At 60.1% G+C, this 18,417-nt stretch carries 12 protein-coding genes and 2 pseudogenes; 6 read left to right on the forward strand and 8 right to left on the reverse strand.

The window, feature by feature from the left end; all coding sequences use genetic code 11:
- Positions 1-7: 7 nt before the first annotated feature.
- Positions 8-2,182, reverse strand: coding sequence for a glycosyltransferase (locus PBT88_RS00865; RefSeq protein ID WP_270077378.1), 2,175 nt, complete (start codon positions 2,180-2,182; stop codon positions 8-10).
- 15 nt (positions 2,183-2,197) lie between these two features.
- Between PBT88_RS00865 and PBT88_RS00870 the strand changes: the two genes are divergently transcribed.
- Together PBT88_RS00870 and PBT88_RS00875 are read left to right on the forward strand one after the other, a co-directional pair.
- A complete protein-coding gene (locus PBT88_RS00870; RefSeq protein WP_270077379.1) occupies positions 2,198-2,425 on the forward strand; it encodes a hypothetical protein in 228 nt (75 codons plus the stop codon).
- 2 nt (positions 2,426-2,427) lie between these two features.
- On the forward strand, positions 2,428-4,230 hold the full coding sequence (locus tag PBT88_RS00875; RefSeq protein ID WP_270077380.1) for a glycosyltransferase family 4 protein: 1,803 nt from the start codon (positions 2,428-2,430) through the stop codon (positions 4,228-4,230).
- 13 nt (positions 4,231-4,243) lie between these two features.
- On the opposite strand, the gene PBT88_RS00880 is transcribed toward PBT88_RS00875, so the two are convergent.
- The gene (locus tag PBT88_RS00880) at positions 4,244-6,382 is read right to left on the reverse strand and encodes a glycosyltransferase family 4 protein (protein WP_270077381.1); all 2,139 of its coding nucleotides are present in this window, start codon (positions 6,380-6,382) and stop codon (positions 4,244-4,246) included.
- 119 nt (positions 6,383-6,501) lie between these two features.
- Positions 6,502-7,614 (reverse strand): glycosyltransferase family 61 protein, encoded by a 1,113-nt coding sequence (locus tag PBT88_RS00885; protein ID WP_270079131.1) that lies wholly within the window; start codon positions 7,612-7,614, stop codon positions 6,502-6,504.
- Between the two features lie 165 nt (positions 7,615-7,779).
- Between PBT88_RS00885 and PBT88_RS00890 the strand changes: the two are divergent.
- Positions 7,780-8,913: pseudogene (locus PBT88_RS00890) on the forward strand (IS701 family transposase); the annotation flags it as partial.
- Between the two features lie 1,589 nt (positions 8,914-10,502).
- Positions 10,503-10,868: pseudogene (locus PBT88_RS21090) on the forward strand (hypothetical protein); the annotation flags it as partial.
- A 941-nt stretch (positions 10,869-11,809) separates the two neighbouring features.
- On the opposite strand, the gene PBT88_RS00900 reads toward PBT88_RS21090, so the two are convergent.
- Positions 11,810-11,965 carry a hypothetical protein gene (locus PBT88_RS00900; RefSeq protein WP_270077383.1) on the reverse strand — a complete coding sequence of 52 codons (156 nt, stop codon included), beginning with the start codon at positions 11,963-11,965 and terminating at the stop codon, positions 11,810-11,812.
- Positions 11,966-12,261: 296 nt separating this feature from the next.
- Between PBT88_RS00900 and PBT88_RS00905 the strand changes: the two genes are divergently transcribed.
- On the forward strand, positions 12,262-13,623 hold the full coding sequence (locus PBT88_RS00905) for a TniQ family protein (RefSeq protein ID WP_270077384.1): 1,362 nt from the start codon (positions 12,262-12,264) through the stop codon (positions 13,621-13,623).
- A gap of 450 nt (positions 13,624-14,073) precedes the next feature.
- Entirely contained in the window at positions 14,074-14,388 is a 315-nt protein-coding gene (locus PBT88_RS21095; protein ID WP_407696545.1) for a transposase, read from the forward strand.
- A 273-nt stretch (positions 14,389-14,661) separates the two neighbouring features.
- On the opposite strand, the gene PBT88_RS00910 is transcribed toward PBT88_RS21095, so the two are convergent.
- The 4 genes from PBT88_RS00910 to lptB all read right to left on the reverse strand — a co-directional run bounded on the left by PBT88_RS00910 (position 14,662) and on the right by lptB (position 18,412).
- Positions 14,662-15,219: a ferritin-like domain-containing protein gene (locus PBT88_RS00910; RefSeq protein WP_270077385.1), complete on the reverse strand. Its 558-nt coding sequence runs from the start codon at positions 15,217-15,219 to the stop codon at positions 14,662-14,664.
- Between the two features lie 124 nt (positions 15,220-15,343).
- Complete coding sequence (locus PBT88_RS00915) at positions 15,344-15,844, reverse strand: DUF1993 domain-containing protein (RefSeq protein WP_270077386.1); 501 nt, start codon at positions 15,842-15,844, stop codon at positions 15,344-15,346.
- A gap of 274 nt (positions 15,845-16,118) precedes the next feature.
- Positions 16,119-17,630 carry an RNA polymerase factor sigma-54 gene (rpoN, locus tag PBT88_RS00920; protein ID WP_270077387.1) on the reverse strand — a complete coding sequence of 504 codons (1,512 nt, stop codon included), beginning with the start codon at positions 17,628-17,630 and terminating at the stop codon, positions 16,119-16,121.
- A gap of 5 nt (positions 17,631-17,635) precedes the next feature.
- Positions 17,636-18,412 (reverse strand): LPS export ABC transporter ATP-binding protein, encoded by a 777-nt coding sequence (lptB, locus tag PBT88_RS00925; RefSeq protein ID WP_270077388.1) that lies wholly within the window; start codon positions 18,410-18,412, stop codon positions 17,636-17,638.
- Positions 18,413-18,417 lie beyond the last annotated feature (5 nt).

An 18,417-nucleotide genomic window follows, 5' to 3' on the forward strand; every position in this document is an offset into this window, starting at 1 on the left:
CCTCCGGTCACGCGCGCGGCGGGCGCGTAATCACCATTTTTTCCACGACAATCTCGCCAGCCGTCGGCACGATCGGAATCCGAAGCGTCACGGGGCCGTCTTGCAGCGCAGAAGATATGATCAGGGGGATGCCGGGCTCGACCTGATACTCTTGGTGTTGGCCATTGATCCCAACACGGACCCTAGCGAAGCCAGGGGTGACCGCGAAATGGATGTGGAGCACGGCATTACCCGTACCCCCCCAGCAGAACCACAATGCGGCGTCGTCACCGCGGATACGACATCCCGTGATCCCGGGAGACAGCCAGCAGGAGCCGTGCCGGAGTGCCTCGCCCTGTTGTGAGACCGGCGCCTGATCGCTGGTTTCGATCTGATGGAACAGGGCGAGGCTCCAGGTTCCCGCGTCGTCAAGGCAAGGCAGGGTGTCTTGGACCCGCGATGCGACCATGCTGGCTTTGGCGACCACGTCCTGTGCAATCCGATGCCATGTCCGCGGTGCATAATCCTGTCGTATCGCGGCTTCAGCCGCCTGTCGCGTCGCGGCGTTGAGGAGCGTGCGAACCGTCTTTGCAATGTCAGCAACCATGTTGGGGTCGAAATAGCGGGCATAGGGACCGCCCGCCTCCGGCAACGACGAAACCCGCGATATCGCAGGAACCTTGCCGTAAGACAGCGCTTCCGAAACCGGTAATCCCCAGCCTTCGTAGAAGCTCGGATATAGTGCGAACAGACAATGTTGATAGAGCGTTGCCAGCGTATCGTCGGGAATGCCGTGAAGGATGAGTACCAGACGTTGCAATACCGGGCGGTCGCGCAGCATCTCGTGCAAATGCTCGTTGAGCCAGCCACGCCCCCCGACGCAGACGAGCCGCGGCATCGCGGCTTCGCCGAGCGTATCGGCAAGCGCAAGCCAGGCTTCGAACGCACCGCGATGATTCTTCCGTGGTTCGAGTGTCGAGACGAACAGAACGTAGCGTTGCGCTTCCAGCCCGTAAGCGCGCAAGGATTCCGGATCGGCCGCGACCTGACAAAAATCGCCGTCGAGCCGAACCACGGGAACCGATTCTCGGGGCATCGGCACATTCCATTCGGCGGATTTGTCGAGCAAATCTTCTCGCGTGGCCTCAGAGATCGTCAGGCACCCATCGGCTGAGTGGAGCAACGATCCGAACCAAGCACGATAATCGCGGACGAGCGATTGCATGAACCAGTGCGGCCCGATCAACGGGATCAGGTCGAACACGAGGGGGACATAGACCATTCCATCACGTGCGCGGATGTTACGGACATCGAGCAGATAGTTCCGATCCGACCAGGACGTTCCCAGGTTGACGAGTACGGTTCCGGGCGAAAACCGAATCGTCCGGGCTACCGCTATCTTGCGATACATCTGATCCAGTTGCGCGATCCACGCGGGATCCTCGATATCGTCGCTCTGTCGGGCCAGCCGGCAAAGTGCGTCGAAATGATCGCGAGGCAGCTTTAGCCAGCCGCGCCGCGCACTGGCATAGACGCAGAATACGGGTTGCGGGTCGAACCGTTCTTCGAGACACGCCAGAGAAACCTCGATCTGGACGCGCTGAATCCCGGTGGGCAACCGGCGCTGCCCGAAAAAGGCGAGAAGGTCGGTAACGTCGAACACCATCGCCTCACGCGGCAATTGCCCGGTGTCGTCCGCCTCTACTTCCGCCGGGTTGATCTCTAGCACATCGAGAACAGCCGTCCATAAGTCCGGATCGACCTCATCGCGGTCGGGCATCAGCCGAACCAGTTCGGAAATCGCCTGCAGATTCGTGCGGTCGCGCTGCAAGGCGGCAACAAAATACCCCGCAGCATCGGCCGGCTGGCGCCAGGCTTTGGCCATATGCCCGAGTTGGAGCAGCGGCTCGGGATCGTCCCGTTTGAGGCGCGCGGCTTCTTCATACGCACAGGTGGCCCGATCGATCTCGCCGGCCTCCTTTTCCATATGGGCGAGTTGTACCCACAGATGCTGCAGATGCGGTTCGGACGTCAGTGCCCGGCGATACGCGCTCGCCGCGCGCGACCAATCCTGCTGCCCACGCGCAATATTGCCAGCCCTGATATGAACGGCTGTGCTGCGGTGCACCCGCACGCCGTTCGACCGTGGGTTGAATCGCAATTGTGCGGATATGTTGCCCCACCAGCTTTTGATCAATCGCATCCTATCGTCCCTAGCGTGCAGGCCCTGGCGCTGATAGCGATTTTGCAGGGCGAGACATCCGGCCGTGCGCGACGAGCGATCCGTGCCCGCGTGTCCTATTTTTTGCAAATCTTCCACGAACTCGGACCATTTGCGCGCGCCTGCCTTATGGCCGTCACGTACGTCGCCCCGCCGCACAATATGGCTTGGGTATGGCGCCGCGCGCCTTATAACGAGCGCGATTGCCGGAACTTGAAAGGCTGAATGTGCGCGCGAAGCTGAACGACGACATGATCTTTTTCTCGGTCCAAGACCTGTTCGGGTATTGGAAAGCCCATGTTACGATGTCCGGCATCCAGCGCGTTCAGGCCGGCATCGCGCTCTATGCGATCCAAGAAGAGGGCGAGCGGGTTGGCTTCCTCCTGAACGACCTGACCGACAGCCATGTTCCTGGCGAATTTTTCCTGGTCGACAATGCTGTGTTTCGCGACATCATCCTCTATGCATCGGGCGAGAAGGTGGATCACGATCTCCTTCGCGCGATGCTCGCCGAATGCGAGCAGGGCGCGGTGCGCATTCGACCAGTGAAAGGACAGACGATCGTCCTGCTCGGCGCATTCTGGGGCCATGGCAACACCATCGACCAGTATCTCACCTCACGGCGCAACGGCGTAATCATCGGCGCCTACGTGTACGATATTATCCCCCTGACCCACCCCGAATATTGCAAGGCGGATCTCGTCCGCGAACATTCGATGTCCGTCTGCGAGATGGGGCTGGTGGTTGATTTCGTCTTTACGATCTCCGATTTCACGCGGCACGCACTGGCGGCCCTCTTCGCGCAAAATGGCGGCCGCGAGATCCCGATGTACACGGTGCCGCTCGCCCATTCTATGACCACCGAGGTGTCGGCAGTCGATGCGTGGCCGATGGCGTTGCGGGCGATCAAGGGTGCGCCTTACGTGACCTATGTCTCGACTGTGGAAGGGCGGAAGAACCACCGCTATGTCGTGGAGGCTTGGCAGCAATTGATCGACATGGGCGTCGACGTCCCAGACCTTGTCTTTGTGGGCCGCGAAGGCTGGCGGATCGGCGGGCTGATGGATCTGCTCGACGGCACGCGCTACCTCGGTGGGCGGGTCCATATTGTGCACGATCTCTCGGATGCCGAGCTCAACAGCATCTATACCAACGCAATGTTCACGGTGTTCACCAGTTTCGTCGAGGGATGGGGCCTTCCGGTAGGTGAAAGCCTTGTCCACGGTACGCCCTGCGTTGCCTCGGGAACGTCTTCCATCCCCGAGGTCGGTGGTGAGTTCGTCGATTATGTCGATCCGCTGAATCTACGCGACGGCGTGGCGGTGCTACGCCGCATGATCGAGGACAAAGATTATCTCCAGACCCGGCGTCGCGCGATCGAAGAGCATTTCGTCGCACGGACATGGGACGATGTCGGTCGTGACTTCCTGGCCCGAACGCGGGCAGCGGTGCAGCGCAATTATCCCGAGCGCCTGATCTACCCACGGCTGGCGGAGGGCGCACAATTCTTCCCCGGCAATCTGGTGACCAATGCCATCCGGTATCCCGACTACGTGCCCGCCCCGATGCGGTTGGCGCTGCGGGAGTCATTCTACCATCTCGAAGAGCATGGGGTCTGGATGCGCGGCAATATCGGCGAAATCAGCTTCCTGACCGGGCTCGACGAAAACACCGAAGTGATCGCATACCTACAGCTGTCAGCCCCGCCCCATGGGGCAGGCAATTTGGTTACGGCGTATATCGCCGATGGATCAAGTGTGGCGCCGAGCGACGGACGATTTCATTCGCTCGAATTCAGGCAGCGGGCGCTGATGCGCGCGCGGGGCCGCGTGCGCGAGGGGGGGCTGTGCACGATCCTGATCGAATTGAGGGGCCAGACCGACCCTGGACCGGCCGACGGGCGGCTGTTCGGTGTCGGCCTGACCGCGCTCGGCTACGTGCGCGCGGACAATGCGATGCTCCGCGAGGATCTGGTCGAGCGCTTCACCTTTCACGATATGACCGACGAAAGCCGCTCCAGCCTCGCCTGAACGGCGAGGCGCATCAGCCGAACACGAATTCCTCGCGCAGTTCTGAGCGGACTGCGGCGTCCTCGCTCAGCGCATAACCGATCGCGTTGAGCCCCAGTGCGAAGCGACGGCGATCGGGCTCCGTCGCGCTGGGCTGACGGACATGGCCATCGTAGTGGAACGTGATCGTGCAGCCGCCGGCCTGGTCTACGCGCCCTTTCAAGCGCACCAGATTCGGGCCCGATGTCAGCGTCATCCAGGGGTGTGATCCACCCCGACCGTTCAGCTTCAGCGCACAACGCGCGCCGATCGCCCATGGCGCCGGACGGACGGACACAAGGACGACGATCTCGGTGCCCGCTTCCGCCTTCGTCAGGAAAGCAAATTCGCCGCTCGCGCCGCGCAACCATGCCCCCCACGGCTCGGGCTCGTAAAAGGAATCGATCAGCGCCAGTCCGAGCGGATTGGTGAGATAACCGGGAAGCGGCTTCACGCGCTTGGTGATCTCGCCTGGCCGGAAGATCGTGCCTTCGGGGAGCGTGACAGGAGGGAGTATTGACGGTGACGGCGCTACCGCAAGCATGCCCCGCAACTTGGTGACGAAATCGCGACCAACATCGTCCCACGTCCTCGCCACGAAATTTTCGCGGATGTTACGCCGTCGCGCTTCGAGATAGCTACCATCCTCGATAAGCCGGCGCAGCACGCCGATCGCGGCCTCCTGGTCACCGGTTTCGACATAATCGGCAAAATCGCCTCCGACTTCAGGCAGCGATGCGGTTCTCGTCACCACGCACGGCACACCATGCGCCAGGCTCTCGCCAACCGGGAGCCCCCAACCTTCGACCACGCTTGTGAACAGCGTGAACATCGCATCGGCGTAGACGCCGTTGAGTTCCGCATCGGAAAGTCCATGGACAATATGGATGCGCCCACCGAGATTGTCGGTGCTTGCCAGCAAGTCCATGAGCGGATCGACCTTCCAGCCCTCGCGTCCCACGAAAACGAGATCCGGCACGTCCACGCCGCGGGCGATCATCTGCTGCCAGGCCTGTACGACGAAGAGGTGATTCTTACGGCCCTCGATAGTCGAGACATAGGCGACATAGCGCCGCCTCTTGAGCTTCGCGAGGGCACGTGGCCAGACCGCCGCGGCTCCTTCGGGATGCGCCATCGAATGTGCCAGCGGCACGGTCTGCATCGGAATCTGTCGGCCGCCATGCTCGGCGATGAAACGCTTCAGCTCGGCCTGCGTGAAATCCGAGTTGGTCAACGCATAATCCGCCGAGTGCAGCAACTCCGCCAAGCCTCGCCAGAAGAAATTGGTGAGGTTCGCATCGCAATATTCGGGATGCGTAACGGGAATGATATCGTGGATGAACGGAACGATGCGCGCGCCACGCCGCCGCGGATACAGATATTGGTCTATACCGTTGCCGATGCCCCAGAAGGCACCGAGAATGACCACGGTTGAACCCGCTCCGAACGTGATCGGCACGGCGCGAAAGCGCGCGGCGGCAAGCTTCTGCTTGAGGATATCATGATCGATCGTTTTGCCCGAGGCATAAGCGATGATGTCGCGAAGATCGTCATCCTCTAGCCGAAGGAATGTCGGCACCTCATTCTGATATTCGCCGTTGATGATGAAATGCGAGTCGAACGTTGGATCGGCCATTGCGGCAAGCGCGACGCCGGCCTGTACGCGCTGGATACCCGTCGCCGTCGCGTGGACGGCAAACATGTTGAAGATATCCTGCATAGAAAACAGGATCGCGCCTTCTGCCGCGACGCGTTCGTGACGGCGGCGGCGAAGGCCGATCATGTGATTGAGCTCGGCAAGATTTTCTGGAGACGGCGCGACCTGATAGAGCGACACGAAAGCCTCGGCGGCATCGTCGAACCGCGCCTGCGTTTTCAGCAGATGCGCCAGGTGAAGCCGTGGGTCGGCATCCTTCGGCACGATTTTGATCGCCCGCCTGTAGGCTGCCTCGGCCTCGGCGAAGTTGCCCTGCTCCTTCTCAGCATGACCAACCTGCACCCAGATCGCGTGATCGAGCGGTTTATCATCCAGGTGCCGACGGTAAGCAGTGACGGCCAAAGCCCACTCGGCCGCGTTCCTATGCGCGTTGCCGATACGGCGGTGCGTTTGCTTGCTGCCAAAAAGAAATTTCATCGTCGGCTCCGGAAATCGCGATGGCGTTGATCGAGGCCGACACATATACAATGGCGATCGTCACGCAATGAGCGCGTCAGTCGGGGCGTGGCTATGCTTCCAGCCACGGAGCCCTTGGGTTAGAGGTCGCTTGAGAGCATTGCCATAGCCGCATCCAAACATCGACGGAGATCATCGGTCATGATCTCATAGTGTTGAAAGCCCTGTTCGTTCGCCCAGGTTCGCCCAAAGACGTAGGAAAGCGGCTGGCGCCGAATTTCGCAAAGACCGGATTGCAGGAAGCCCGGATGTAAATCGATTCCCCTGAGCGCGATAACCGATGTTCCGGGACGGCTGAAAATCGTGTTGTGCAGGCCTGATCCATAGTCACCCGCAACACATTTCGCCGAAGCGAGGAGGTCGGCCTGACCTGAGACGGAAAGTTTTTCGGGGAACACGATCTCGAAGCCATATTCGGCCATGACGTTTTCGATGGCGCGATAATTTTCCAGCTTGCGTGTGATATTTCCCCAATTTTCGCGAGAAACATACAGCAGCCGCGTTGGGCTGATATCGTTCGTGCACGCAATCTGCGTCATCCACGCCGCGGCTTCCGCCATGCTCGGCAATGCGCGTCCGCCAGCGCGCAGATTCGTCGGCATAAGCGCGCGTTCGCACCGGCAAAGTTCATCCGCTTGATCGTATAGAATGAGCTGGGCTGGCTTGATACCGGCAAGAAGAAGCCATTCGTGAGCAAACGCCGGAAGATCGGCGGGAAGTAGAAATCTCAGTTCAGCGAATTTGCGATTGGTCATGCGGAGCATTTGGAGGCGGGGCATGAAATCCACCATCCAATGCCCATAAAGACCGTAAGGGAATCCCGAGAGCAGGATGACATCCCCCTCGATGTCTCGAATACGCAATGTGCCAGCGGCACGACGCGTCCGCACCTCGGCCAGTGCATTCGTAGCAGATGCACTGGCGAGAAAATTCTGGTCGACCTCCAGCGCATGCGGCTCGCCATCCATCTCGATGTAGACAAGCGTCGATCCGAACACATGTGCCTGCGGAATCGTGATGATCCCGGCGGCTTCCGGCCCTCGCTCGTGGCAGAACCAAGCGTCCAGATCGGACGGGGGCGAGCCCCATGATAGATTGGCAGGACGGGGCCCCTCAAATGGTCGATCCAGCAGTTCGAACGTGATCCCATGAACGGGGTCTGCAACGATGGCTGAGAATGGAATTAGCGTCACGATCAACCTCTGTTGCCTTCGAAACATAACCATTTCGGCATAGGGAGATGCCCGTCAAGCGAGCGCTCTGGAATTTCGGCCTAGCACTACTTTGGCAGGTTGAAGGAACCGACAGGGATCGTCATGGATTCGGATGTGTCAGTGTAGGCTGACGGATCCTTTGCGATGGCGGTGGACGAGAGCTGGCGGATTGATCTGGAGCGATGGCTTGAACCGTTCCTGGTCGGGCTATCGCATCCAGCGCGGCGCAGGATGTGCCCGCTGTATATTGCTGGTCTGATTGGTCCAGGTGACCGCAAGAGCGTGCAGCCTATGGCGGCTCGCGCCGGCGAGGTCGGCTACGACCAGCTTCATCATTTTGTCGCGGCGGGCGTCTGGGACAGCGCGCCTTTGGAGAGGGCTCTCCTGACGGAAGCGGATCGCCTGGTCGGCGGCGACGACGCCTTCCTGGTCATCGACGACACGGCATTGCCGAAGAAGGGGCGCCACTCGGTGGGCGTCGCGCCACAATATGCCTCGTCGCTCGGCAAGACCGCGAACAGCCAGTCGCTGGTGTCGGTGACACTGGCATCGGGCGAGGTACCGGTGATGGTCGGCCTTCGACTGTTCCTGCCGGACAGCTGGACGCGCGATCCGGAGCGGATGGCCCGCGCTCGCATCCCAGCGGACCGACAAGTCGCTTTGTCGAAGCCCGAGATTGCGATCGAGGAGATCGACCGTGTCATCGCGTCCGGTGTCCGATTTGGCTGCGTACTTGCGGATGCGGGTTACGGGTCGAGCGCGCCGTTCCGCCATGCGCTGAGCGAGCGTGGCCTTGTGTGGGCAGTCGGCATGTCCCGGCGACAAACGGTTTATCCCACCGATGTCGCCATGATCTTCCCAACAGAGAAGGCTCGCAAACCGCGCAAGCACCACATCCCAAATATGCCGCCGGTCTGCGCAGAAGAGGTGCTGGCCGGCCAGAGATGGCGAAAGATAAGCTGGCGACGCGGCACGAAGGGCGCGCTCACATGCCATTTCGCTGCATGCCGTGTCCGCATCGCAGACGGTCCAAAGCACCGCATCTTCGACAAAGGCGTCTCCAGAATGCCCGGCGACGAAGTTTGGATTATCGGCGAGCGCCGCGCGACCGGTGAGCGCAAATATTACATCTCGAACCTGCCCGCGCACACGACCCTCAAAACTCTCGCAGCTGCGGTCAAAGCCCGGTGGATAACCGCGTTGATCGATCGCGCGACCCGGGCCATCCTTGGGATCCACTTCAGTTTCGAGCTGCCGTCCTATGCATCGCTGCAAAGGGCTCTGGCGCATGCCTTCTGGCGCAAGGACGTCAGCGGCATCGAAGGCATCGAGAATGACTGGCCAATGCATGGCCTGCCGGAGTTCATTTTTTCGGATAATGGCCGTGAATTCCACTCCGCGAGCATGCGCCTGACCGAAGCGACGCTGGACGTCGCGTTAGTTCACGTTCCGGCTAAGGCGCCGCACCTCAAGCCTCTGATCGAGCACTTGTTTGGGACGCTGAATGTGCGGGTGTTCTCTTTGTTGGAGGGGTACGTCAAGTCGAAGGATCCGGACTACGACCCGTCAAAAACCGCTCGATTCTGTCTGTCGGAGCTCAATCGGAAAATCGTGACCTGGATCGTCGACGAATACCATCAGCATCCCCATCCAGGCCTTCCCGGAAAGCGCTTACCGCAGGAAGAGTGGTTGCTTCGCACGCAAAAATGGCCGGTGCGGCCCTTGCGAAACTTTGGCGAGATCATTTCTCTGACGGGCGAAGACCTCGGCCAGTGCGTCATCGGCCCCTATGGCGTGACCGTGGACAAGTTTCACTACGTCGCCGAGGGGAATTACCTCAAGGAGCTTATGCGTCGGTTCGGCAAGCGAACGTGGCAGGTTCGAGCGGACCCATACAATTTGGGCGAGGTCTGGCTCTTCAACGATGTCGACGGCGAATGGGTGTCGCTCCTGAACGCCGATCCGAACTGGTTTGAGGTGTCACGATTCGCCTATCGGCTGATCCACAAGGTTGCTCTGCGCCGGTACAATAAGAAATCAGAGGATCTGACCCTCGCCGAGTTACTAGCTGTCAAACTCGATGCCGATCGCGAAGCGGCGGCCATATTCGATGGGACTGGTCCAGTCCGCCGGCTCAGCCTCGTGGCTCGCTTCGCGACCATCTTCATCGATGAGGCGACGCATGTCTTCAGATCGAGAGATTTTCTCGATATGGCTAAGGTCATCGACTTTTGGAAACAGCTGATAAACGGCCTGCCATGCCAGCTTATTTTCGCCGGCTTGCCGTCGCTCGTCGCAATGCGAGACGTCAGCCCCGAGCTTCGGGGACGGCTCAATCTCGCGCCCTTGGTTCCCTACCGCTGGGGCATCGACGATGAGGTCGAGTCGTTCTTCAAGGTCTTGGATCGTTTTGAAGAGCTTGCTGGCTTGTCCGGAAAGTCGAACCTTTCGGCCGATTTGACGGCGAAGCGCATGTACATAGCGAGTGAGGGAGGAAAGCTGGGGTTGGTTGCCCGCCTTTTGAGCAATGCGGTCTGCACGGCTCACGATATGGCACTAGACAAAATCTCGCTCGAGGTTTTGGGACTCGAGTATGACGATCTGGAGTTCTCCGAACGACCGGATGATGAGCTTGTCGATGATCTCAAAGACCATTCCGATGATGAATATGAGAGAATCAGGCTGCAAACAGAGTCGGACAAGCGCCAGGATAATCCGTTCTTGTGCGATAAGGATCAGATTCCGGTTTTGTGGCGCAGAGTGGTCGACCGGCAAAGGCGGGAGCGTCAGACGTATCAGCGGGTGATCGATCAGGTATCGAAGGCGGCCGAGAGTAACGGGAAGGACAGCGATCGGGGCGTCTTCTAATGGCGCACACAGGCCTCCGCGTAAGGCCTATTGGCTCTGAACCTTTGCACAGCTTCGCAGCTCGGCTGGCTGGTCGTTACGAGTCGGAATCCGTTGAGGATTTTCTTGGTCGGTATGGCTTGACCTTCGAAGGCTTGGTGACCGGGAAAGATCGAGGGGCATTCCTCGGGCTGTCAGGCTTTGAACATCATGACAGACGCTTTTTCCCCGTCACCGTAGACACGGGGAGGCGCGAGGCCTCAGTTGGCGAGGGTGTTTTATGGTTCAACGATTGGAGCCTACGGCACCGGCGCTGGTGCCCCGAATGCTTTGCTGACGACAGCCGGGCCGAAGATTCTGGGCCGCTCCCCGTTTTGCGCTGCTGGCATCGTCCGGAATGGGGTCTGCGATCCGTTGCAACCTGCGTTCTGCATGAAAGCCTCTTGCAAGAAATCTGTGATCGGTGTGGGCACCGTCCAGGCTGGTCTGTTCAGAACCTTCGGGAATGCAGGTGCGGAGCTGACCTTGCCAGGATGCCGTCGAATCGCATGCGCAGTGGTCTGGACGGGCTGATCACGGACTGCATTTACGGGCGGCGGCAGTCGAACCCGCTGCTGACGGGCCGACTGATGGATCTTCTACCGAGTGTCGAGCGGCTCGGATTCGCACTCCGCCTTGGCTACGTCGCGACCCGGGCGCGGCCAATGCCATCTCAGAGGCGCCATGCACGAGAGGAGGGGCTGAAGGCCGTTATGTGTTGGCCTGGATCCTTTCGCGATGCCCTTGATCGCCTGTCGACTGGTAGCCTCCCACAAAGCCGTCCTGCAGGCCTGATCGGGACCTATGGCTGGATCTATGCGGAATGGGCGTACCTTTCCCCGCGAGTACCGCTCGACGAGGCTGTCCGTGAAGAGCTGATTCGCCATGCCCGCGATCGGTCCGTCATACCTGCTGAAGAGCCAGTGTTTGGAACCGTAAGGCCCGATCACATCTCGATGACAGCTGCGGCGAAGCATTGGGGTATCGGATACGACACGGCGCGAGCACTTGCAGATGCGAGCGGGCTGATTCCGAACGGTGTTCGGCGTGGGATCCCGTTTCCGCTCGACCGCGACTCCGTGCTTGCCTGCCGTAAGCCCACGGAGCCTATTCCATGGCTGAAACATGCGCGAGCGATCCTTGGGGTAGGGAAGAAGCAGACCCAGGCTTTGCGACGAGCGTTCAGCGCCTCGGGGCCAGATTGGGCTGAGAGGCTCGTAGCCTCTTGTCGGCAGATCGTGCCGAGCGACAGCGCGGATTGTTTAAGCATGGGGCTGCCGCAGAGCTGTCAGGTGGCGAGGATCTCGCTCGTCCAGGCTTGTGAAGCAGTGGTGGCCGGCAAAATCTCGATAATTGAGATCAAAGGCGATGCCATTGGGCTGAACGCCGCAATGGTGCGCCCATCTGACCTTCGGGCGCTGCGAGTCAGCTCTTGGATCAGCATCGAAGGAGCGGCAAGATTGCTGAGCGTGCACCCTGACGTTGCGCGATGGCTCGCGAAAAACGGATATCTCAACAAAGAAGTCAGAACTGGCCGGTTCGGTGTGTCCAAATCGTCTGTAGACGACTTCCATCGCAGATTTGTCTCAGCGAGCGAGGTCCGAGAGCTCTGCGGCGTAGGATCTCGTGCAAGCCTCGATCGGCTACTCGGGACGGCAGTTTCGCCAGTGTTCAGCCCGCCGACGTTGAGAACAAACATCTTTCGGCGCGCTGAGATCAAAATCTCGCCCGGAGCTGGGCGTGCACCAGTTTAACCTGATCCCATCCTCGCTGCGAGTTCGATGGGCGGAAGGCGAGCCGGCATGGGGATTGCTCAATCGGTTAGCGCTCCGCAGCGACAGTGCCTCTGCAAGGGATTTACTAGCCACGTCGGCTGTTGGCAGCATCGCTGCGCTGCACGAGGCTATAGTTTCGGATAAATTGCCCGACGCTCTTTCGCGAATCAGCGGATTTTCTATCGATCAGATAAACTCTGGAGTTATTTCTGCGAAAGAAATCCAAAGAAATCTTGGCCGCATGAACTGGATTAGTAAATCCAGTCGATTGAACCAAGATTTGCGAAGGTCTGGTAGAGTTTGTCCTCAGTGTCTGGACGAGGATATGCAGACGCGTTCGGGTCTGTTTTCCCTTCGCCCTTTTAGGAGGGCTGAATGGGATCTTAGGTTCCTCGCAGGCTGCGACCGACACGACACTCAGTTTCTCGATGTATGTCCAGAGTGCCATGTTCGATTCTCAGAGAGCACTATGAATCCGGTGATTTGTAATTGTGGCAACGATAACCGCCGATTGATCGGCACCCCTCTTCAAAGAAAACTGACCGGATTTGACAGATACATATACTCAAGATTACTACTTAAACCGTGCGGAGATAATATTTTAGATGATTATTCAATAGCACATGCGAGATTGTTAGTTTTATCGTTGGGGCGTGCACTCAGTAACGTCCCCCTTGCTCAAGGCGGTTTGTTGAAGCAGAGCGAAACTGAATTGCTGGTCGACGTCGGGTGGTCCGCGTTAAGTGAAGGATTGTCGGGTCTCCAAAATGCCCTAGACCACGCACTCCCCGAGCTGAGGGAGATGAGCCCAGGTTTTCGCCAGTTCCAAAACCTCCTCATTCGACGTGGCGTACCTCGCGGGACAAGAATTGACCGAGTGTTCAACGAGTATCTGTCCTCTCGATTTGTTTCCTCACATGCGGGGGAGTTAACCTTTGCGCGAAGCGCAGGAAGTACGGTTGAGATTGAGAAAAGAGGCGGTCTGATAAATCTCAAAGATGCGGTGAAGAAATACGAAATAGATTATGTGATTTTGCGAAAAATCGTTGAGTCCGGATATCTGCTGATTTTAATTTGGCTATTGGTGCTCAAAAGGGGAATATTTATTGACGAAAATTCGATTGAAGAGCTTATAGAGAAATTATCGAATGGGGCGGAATCTGTCGACGCAATAGCCGGGGGGCACTGTGCTCTATTTGACTTTCGTGCCGGCGGGCCAACTTTTGGCAACTATTATTTAGATCTGCTACTCAGCGGACGGGTAAAATGTCGAGGAATGCTGAATGGAGCTGGTGGCTTCAAAAGAAGCATCATAAATGTTAGATAATTCAAACAAGCGCTTCTCGAGCGATATAGACCGTGTGGTTACCTTATCCGGTCCGAAGTGCCTGATATAATCGGAATTAGTGCGTCTAGTTTATGGATTATAAGCTCAGCAGGTTTCCTAGACACAAAAAAAGATGGCCGAGTGGGAGGGAATGACTTTTACATTTCTGAGAAATCTGTCGATTTATTCAGGAAAAAGTATGCGACGTTTTCGCAGGTAAAAGCTGCGTTCTATCGTTTTACAAGTCGATGTAGGAAGGCTGACGAACGGGTTTCCACGACGAATGCGAGCGCAGCTATTCGAGAAACAGGCGTACTTCCGGTGCTGGGATCTACGAAAACGCTTCAACTATTTGAGAGGGCGGAAATTTTCCAGGCATTGGGAATGCCGTACGAAGCCCCGCTCCCGGTGATAGCGCGGCAGTCCGTGACTCCGAGAGAAGATTTTAAGATGAGTGATCGGCAATGGAATGCCGTTCATCAGATCCTCCAGGAACACAAGTCTCTACACAAATGGCGCTCAAGGCTTGACGAGCTTCGGCGACGATATGATGGCATTTTCTATGTCCTTCAGACCCGATGCCCTTGGCGCTGCTTGTCGCCAGCGTACGGCGAGTATCAGTATATAAATAACCTGTACGCCGATGACATGGCCGCTGGCATTATGCCCCTTATCGTGGACGCGTTAGCTCAACATGGGGGACCTGTCCTCTCTCTGCGGGTGGGCGTGGGTACTAGCGCCGGCGCAAAATCGGTTGAGCTTTGAGTCAGCCCTTTGCGGGTCTGAATTCCTGCTCTCAAGGCCACTGAAATCGGTCAGAGACGATATTTGCCATCAAGTGACGATTCAGTTTGCGGGCAAAAGCCCGCCGCGAATTTTTAATTTATGGGATAGCAGATTCATCTTATGGCGAAGGCATGTCACGGGATTTCGCAGTTCAAGCCTGGTCAAGGATTCGTGAAACGGGAAAACCCACAGGCCGCATGACCCCCGGCCGCGGCGGCCGGGGGGCATCACTTCGGGGTTATGCTTCGGGGCTTATTTCAGGAACGGCGTGCCTTCATGCGCGACCAGCAGGTCGTGCATGTCGGAGGCATGATCCTCCTCCTCGGCGAGGATATGCTCGAGCATGATCCGGGTGGTCGGATCCTTGTCGCCGAAATAGCGGATCAGCTCCTGATAATGCTCGATCACGATCCGCTCGGCGATCAGGTTCTGCTTGATCATCTCGACGAGATTGCCGCCCTTGCCATATTCGGTGGCCGATCGGCTGGCGAGGCCCTCGGGATCGAGATTGGGGATGCCGCCGAGCTGGTCGATCCGCTCGGCCGCCATCAGCATGTGCTTGTGCTCCGACTCGGCATGTTCGGTGAACTCGGCCGCGACGCTTTCGGAGGTGATGCCCTCGGCGGCGATCGCGTGCATCTGGTAGCGCAGCACGCAGACCAGCTCGGTCGCGACGACCGCCTGGAGCAGCTCGATCGTCTTCTCGGGATCGCCCTGATAGGTCGGCATCACGGCGCCGTCGTCGAGCGATTTCTTGGCGCGGGCGCGCAGGGTCTTCACGTCGGTGAGGAAGGCGGTCTCGGTGGTCATGGGCTTGCTCCGTCAGGCGGTCTACGCCGGGAGGTACGAGCCGCCGCCGTGCAGGTTCCTGTGGCGAATCATTCTCAGCCCCGGCGCGCATCCGCCGGCCCGGCCGCGGACGCGCGCGCCGCGATCAGACGCCGCCCAGATAATCGAGCTTGCCGATCGGCACGCCCTTCATGCGCAGCAGGCCATAAGCGGTGGTGACGTGGAAGAAGAAGTTGGGCAGCGCGAATCCGAGCAGATAGTCGCGCGCCGGAAAGGAGACCTCGCCCTTGCCGGTCTTCAGGGTGACGATGGCCTGCTCGCGGCCCTCGAAGCTCTCGGGCGGGGTCGCCTGCAGCAGCGCGACCGTCGCGGCAATCCGCGCCTGCAGGGCGTCGAAGCTGGTCTCGGTGTCGGGCATCGCGACGTCGGGAAGCTGGCCGATTCGCACGGCCACCCCCTTGGCGCTGTCGCTGCAGCGCTGAATCTGCGCGGTCAGCGGCGCCATGTCGGCGATCAGCCGCGCCTCCAGCAGCTCGGCATGGGCAATGCCCCGCTCGTCGGCGAAGGCGCGGCCCTTTTCGAGAATCGCGGAAAGATTGCCGAAGGCGCGCAGGAAGACGGGGATGCTGGCATCATACAGGGTCATGAATCGCTCCGGGGCAGGGACTGCCCGCGCTATAATGAGGATGGCCCGCCGCCTTTACGAGGGCGCGGCACCCGATGGGTGCGCGGCACGGCATGGCTCGGCATTCGTTCGGCGCAACAAACGATTGTCATTAGTGCAATCACTATATGCGCGCTTAGCAATTGCAAAATTCCATGGTGCGATGCACAAAGACTACGCCTTTCAGGCATCCTCTCCTAAAACTTCAGGCCGTCCTTCGGGGCGGCCTTTTTTTGTGCGCCGGCAATGCTGCGGTTCAGCGCGAGAGCAGTTTCTGGCGACGGCGCTGGACCGACGAGCCGAAGCCCAGCGCTTCGCGATATTTCGCGACCGTGCGCCGGGCGATGTCGAAGCCGCGGGCCTTGAGCAGATCGACCAGCGAATCGTCGGACAGGATGGCGTCGGGGGCCTCTTCGGCGATCAGCTTCGCGATATGGCTCTTCACCGCCTGCGCCGATGCCGCCTCGCCGCCATCGGCGGACTGGATCGCGCTGGTGAAGAAATATTTGAGCTCGAACAGGCCGCGCGGACTGGCGAGATATTTGTTCGAGGTGACCCGGCTGACGGTCGATTCGTGCATCCCGATCGCCTCGGCCACGGTGCGCAGCGTCAGCGGCCGGAGATGCTCGACGCCGTGACGGAAGAAGCCGTCCTGCTGCTTCACGATCTCGCTCGCCACCTTGATGATGGTGCGGGCGCGCTGGTCGAGCGCCTTCATCAGCCAGTTGGCGCTTTGCAGGCTGTCGTTGAGCCAGGCCTTGCTCGAACGATCCTGTGCGGCCCCGGAGAGTTCTGCATAATAGCTGCGGTTGACGATCAGGCGGGGCAGGGTGGCATTGTTGAGCTCCACCGCCCAGCCCTTGGCGGTTCGCGCCACGAACACGTCGGGGGTCACCGCCTGCGCCTCGCCACCGGCGAATTTCAGGCCGGGCTTGGGATCATAAGCGCGCAGTTCGCGGATCATGTCCTGCATGTCCTCGTCGTCCACCCCGCAGATGCGGCGCAGCCGGGGCAGATCGCCGCGCGCGAGCAGATCGAGATGGGCGATCAGCTTGGCCATGCACGGATCGTAGCGATCCGCCTCCTTCGCCTGCAAGGCGAGGCATTCGGCCAGGTCGCGGGCGCCGACGCCGGTCGGATCGAAGGTCTGGACGACGGCCAGCACATGATCGACCTGATAGAGCGGCACGCCCAGCCGCTCGGCGAGATCGACCAGCGGCACGGTGAGGTAGCCCGCCTCGTCCAGCGCATCGACGATGTGGCCGGCGATCGCCAGATCGGTGCCGGAGAGGATTTGCCCGGCCTGCGCCATCAGATGATCGGCCAGGCCGATCGCGCTCGCCAGCCTATCCTGAATGTCGCCGCCCTCGCCACCGCCGTCCCGGTTGCCGCCGGTGACGCCATCGATGCCGAGGGCGCCGTCCATCCCCTGGGCGCCCGCGCCATCGGCACCGATCATGTCGGAGGGGGAATCGTGGTGGAAGGTCTCGGCGGCATAGTCGACGTCGAGCGGGGCATCGTCCCCGGCGCCGTGGAGGCCGGCCAGCGCATCGGTCGGCTCCGCCGGCTCGGCGTCGAAATCGGCTTCCGGCTCGCGCACCTCCTCGGGGGTGCCGGTATCGAGCAACGGGTTCTTCTCCAGCTCCTCGGCGATGAACGCCTCGATTTCGAGGTTGGAGAGCGCCAGCAGCTTGATCGCCTGCTGGAGCTGCGGCGTCATCACCAGCGATTGCGACTGCCGCAGATCGAGGCGCGGACCAAGCCCCATCGGCGTTAGAGCGCGAAGCCCTCGCCGAGATAGAGGCGGCGCACGTCCGGATTGGCGACCAGCGCCGCCGGCGAGCCCTGGAACAGCACCTTGCCATCATAGATGATGCAGGCGCGATCGACGATGTCGAGCGTCTCGCGGACATTGTGATCGGTGATCAGCACGCCGATGTCGCGGCGCTTGAGATCCTTCACCAGCTCGCGAATGTCGCTGATCGAGATCGGATCGATGCCCGCGAACGGCTCGTCGAGCAGCATGATCGTCGGATCGCCGGCCAGCGCGCGGGCGATCTCGCAGCGGCGGCGCTCGCCGCCCGACAGCGCGGTCGCCTTCGAGTCGCGCAGATGCTCGATGTGGAATTCGGCGAGCAGGGTGTCGAGCCGCTCGGCGCGGCGGCCGGGATCGGGCTCGGACAGCTCGAGCACCGACGCGATGTTCTGGCCGACCGTCAGGCCGCGAAAGATCGAGGTCTCCTGCGGCAGATAGCCGAGGCCGAGGATCGCGCGCCGGTACATCGGCAGCGCGGTGATATCCTCGCCATCGAGCAGGATGCGGCCGGCATCGGGCTTGACCAGGCCCATCACCGAATAGAAGCAGGTCGTCTTGCCGGCGCCGTTGGGGCCGAGCAGGCCGACCACCTCGCCGCGTGCCACCTCCAGGCTGACATCCTGCAGCACCGGGCGGCCGTCATAGGCCTTGGCGATCGAGACGATCGACAGCGCGCGGGTGGACGGCCGCGCCGGAGACGCGCTTTCGCGAGGGGTGAGGATCGTGTCGTTCATGGCTG

Origin of the sequence: Sphingomonas abietis, from assembly GCF_027625475.1 — a bacterium.
GTDB classification, from domain to species: domain Bacteria; phylum Pseudomonadota; class Alphaproteobacteria; order Sphingomonadales; family Sphingomonadaceae; genus Solisphingomonas; species Solisphingomonas abietis.

Bases quoted from the DNA above. Each gene is read 5' to 3' on its own strand.
- PBT88_RS00865 (WP_270077378.1), bottom strand. From the start codon at position 2,182: ATGCGATTGATCAAAAGCTGGTGGGGCAACATATCCGCACAATTGCGA.
- PBT88_RS00880 (WP_270077381.1), bottom strand. From the start codon at position 6,382: ATGAAATTTCTTTTTGGCAGCAAGCAAACGCACCGCCGTATCGGCAAC.
- PBT88_RS00900 (WP_270077383.1), bottom strand. From the start codon at position 11,965: ATGCTGATCCAAGAGCTGACTCGCAGCGCCCGAAGGTCAGATGGGCGC.
- PBT88_RS21095 (WP_407696545.1), top strand. From the start codon at position 14,074: ATGAGTGATCGGCAATGGAATGCCGTTCATCAGATCCTCCAGGAACAC.
- PBT88_RS00910 (WP_270077385.1), bottom strand. From the start codon at position 15,219: ATGACCACCGAGACCGCCTTCCTCACCGACGTGAAGACCCTGCGCGCC.
- PBT88_RS00915 (WP_270077386.1), bottom strand. From the start codon at position 15,844: ATGACCCTGTATGATGCCAGCATCCCCGTCTTCCTGCGCGCCTTCGGC.
- rpoN (WP_270077387.1), bottom strand. From the start codon at position 17,630: ATGGGGCTTGGTCCGCGCCTCGATCTGCGGCAGTCGCAATCGCTGGTG.
- lptB (WP_270077388.1), bottom strand. From the start codon at position 18,412: ATGAACGACACGATCCTCACCCCTCGCGAAAGCGCGTCTCCGGCGCGG.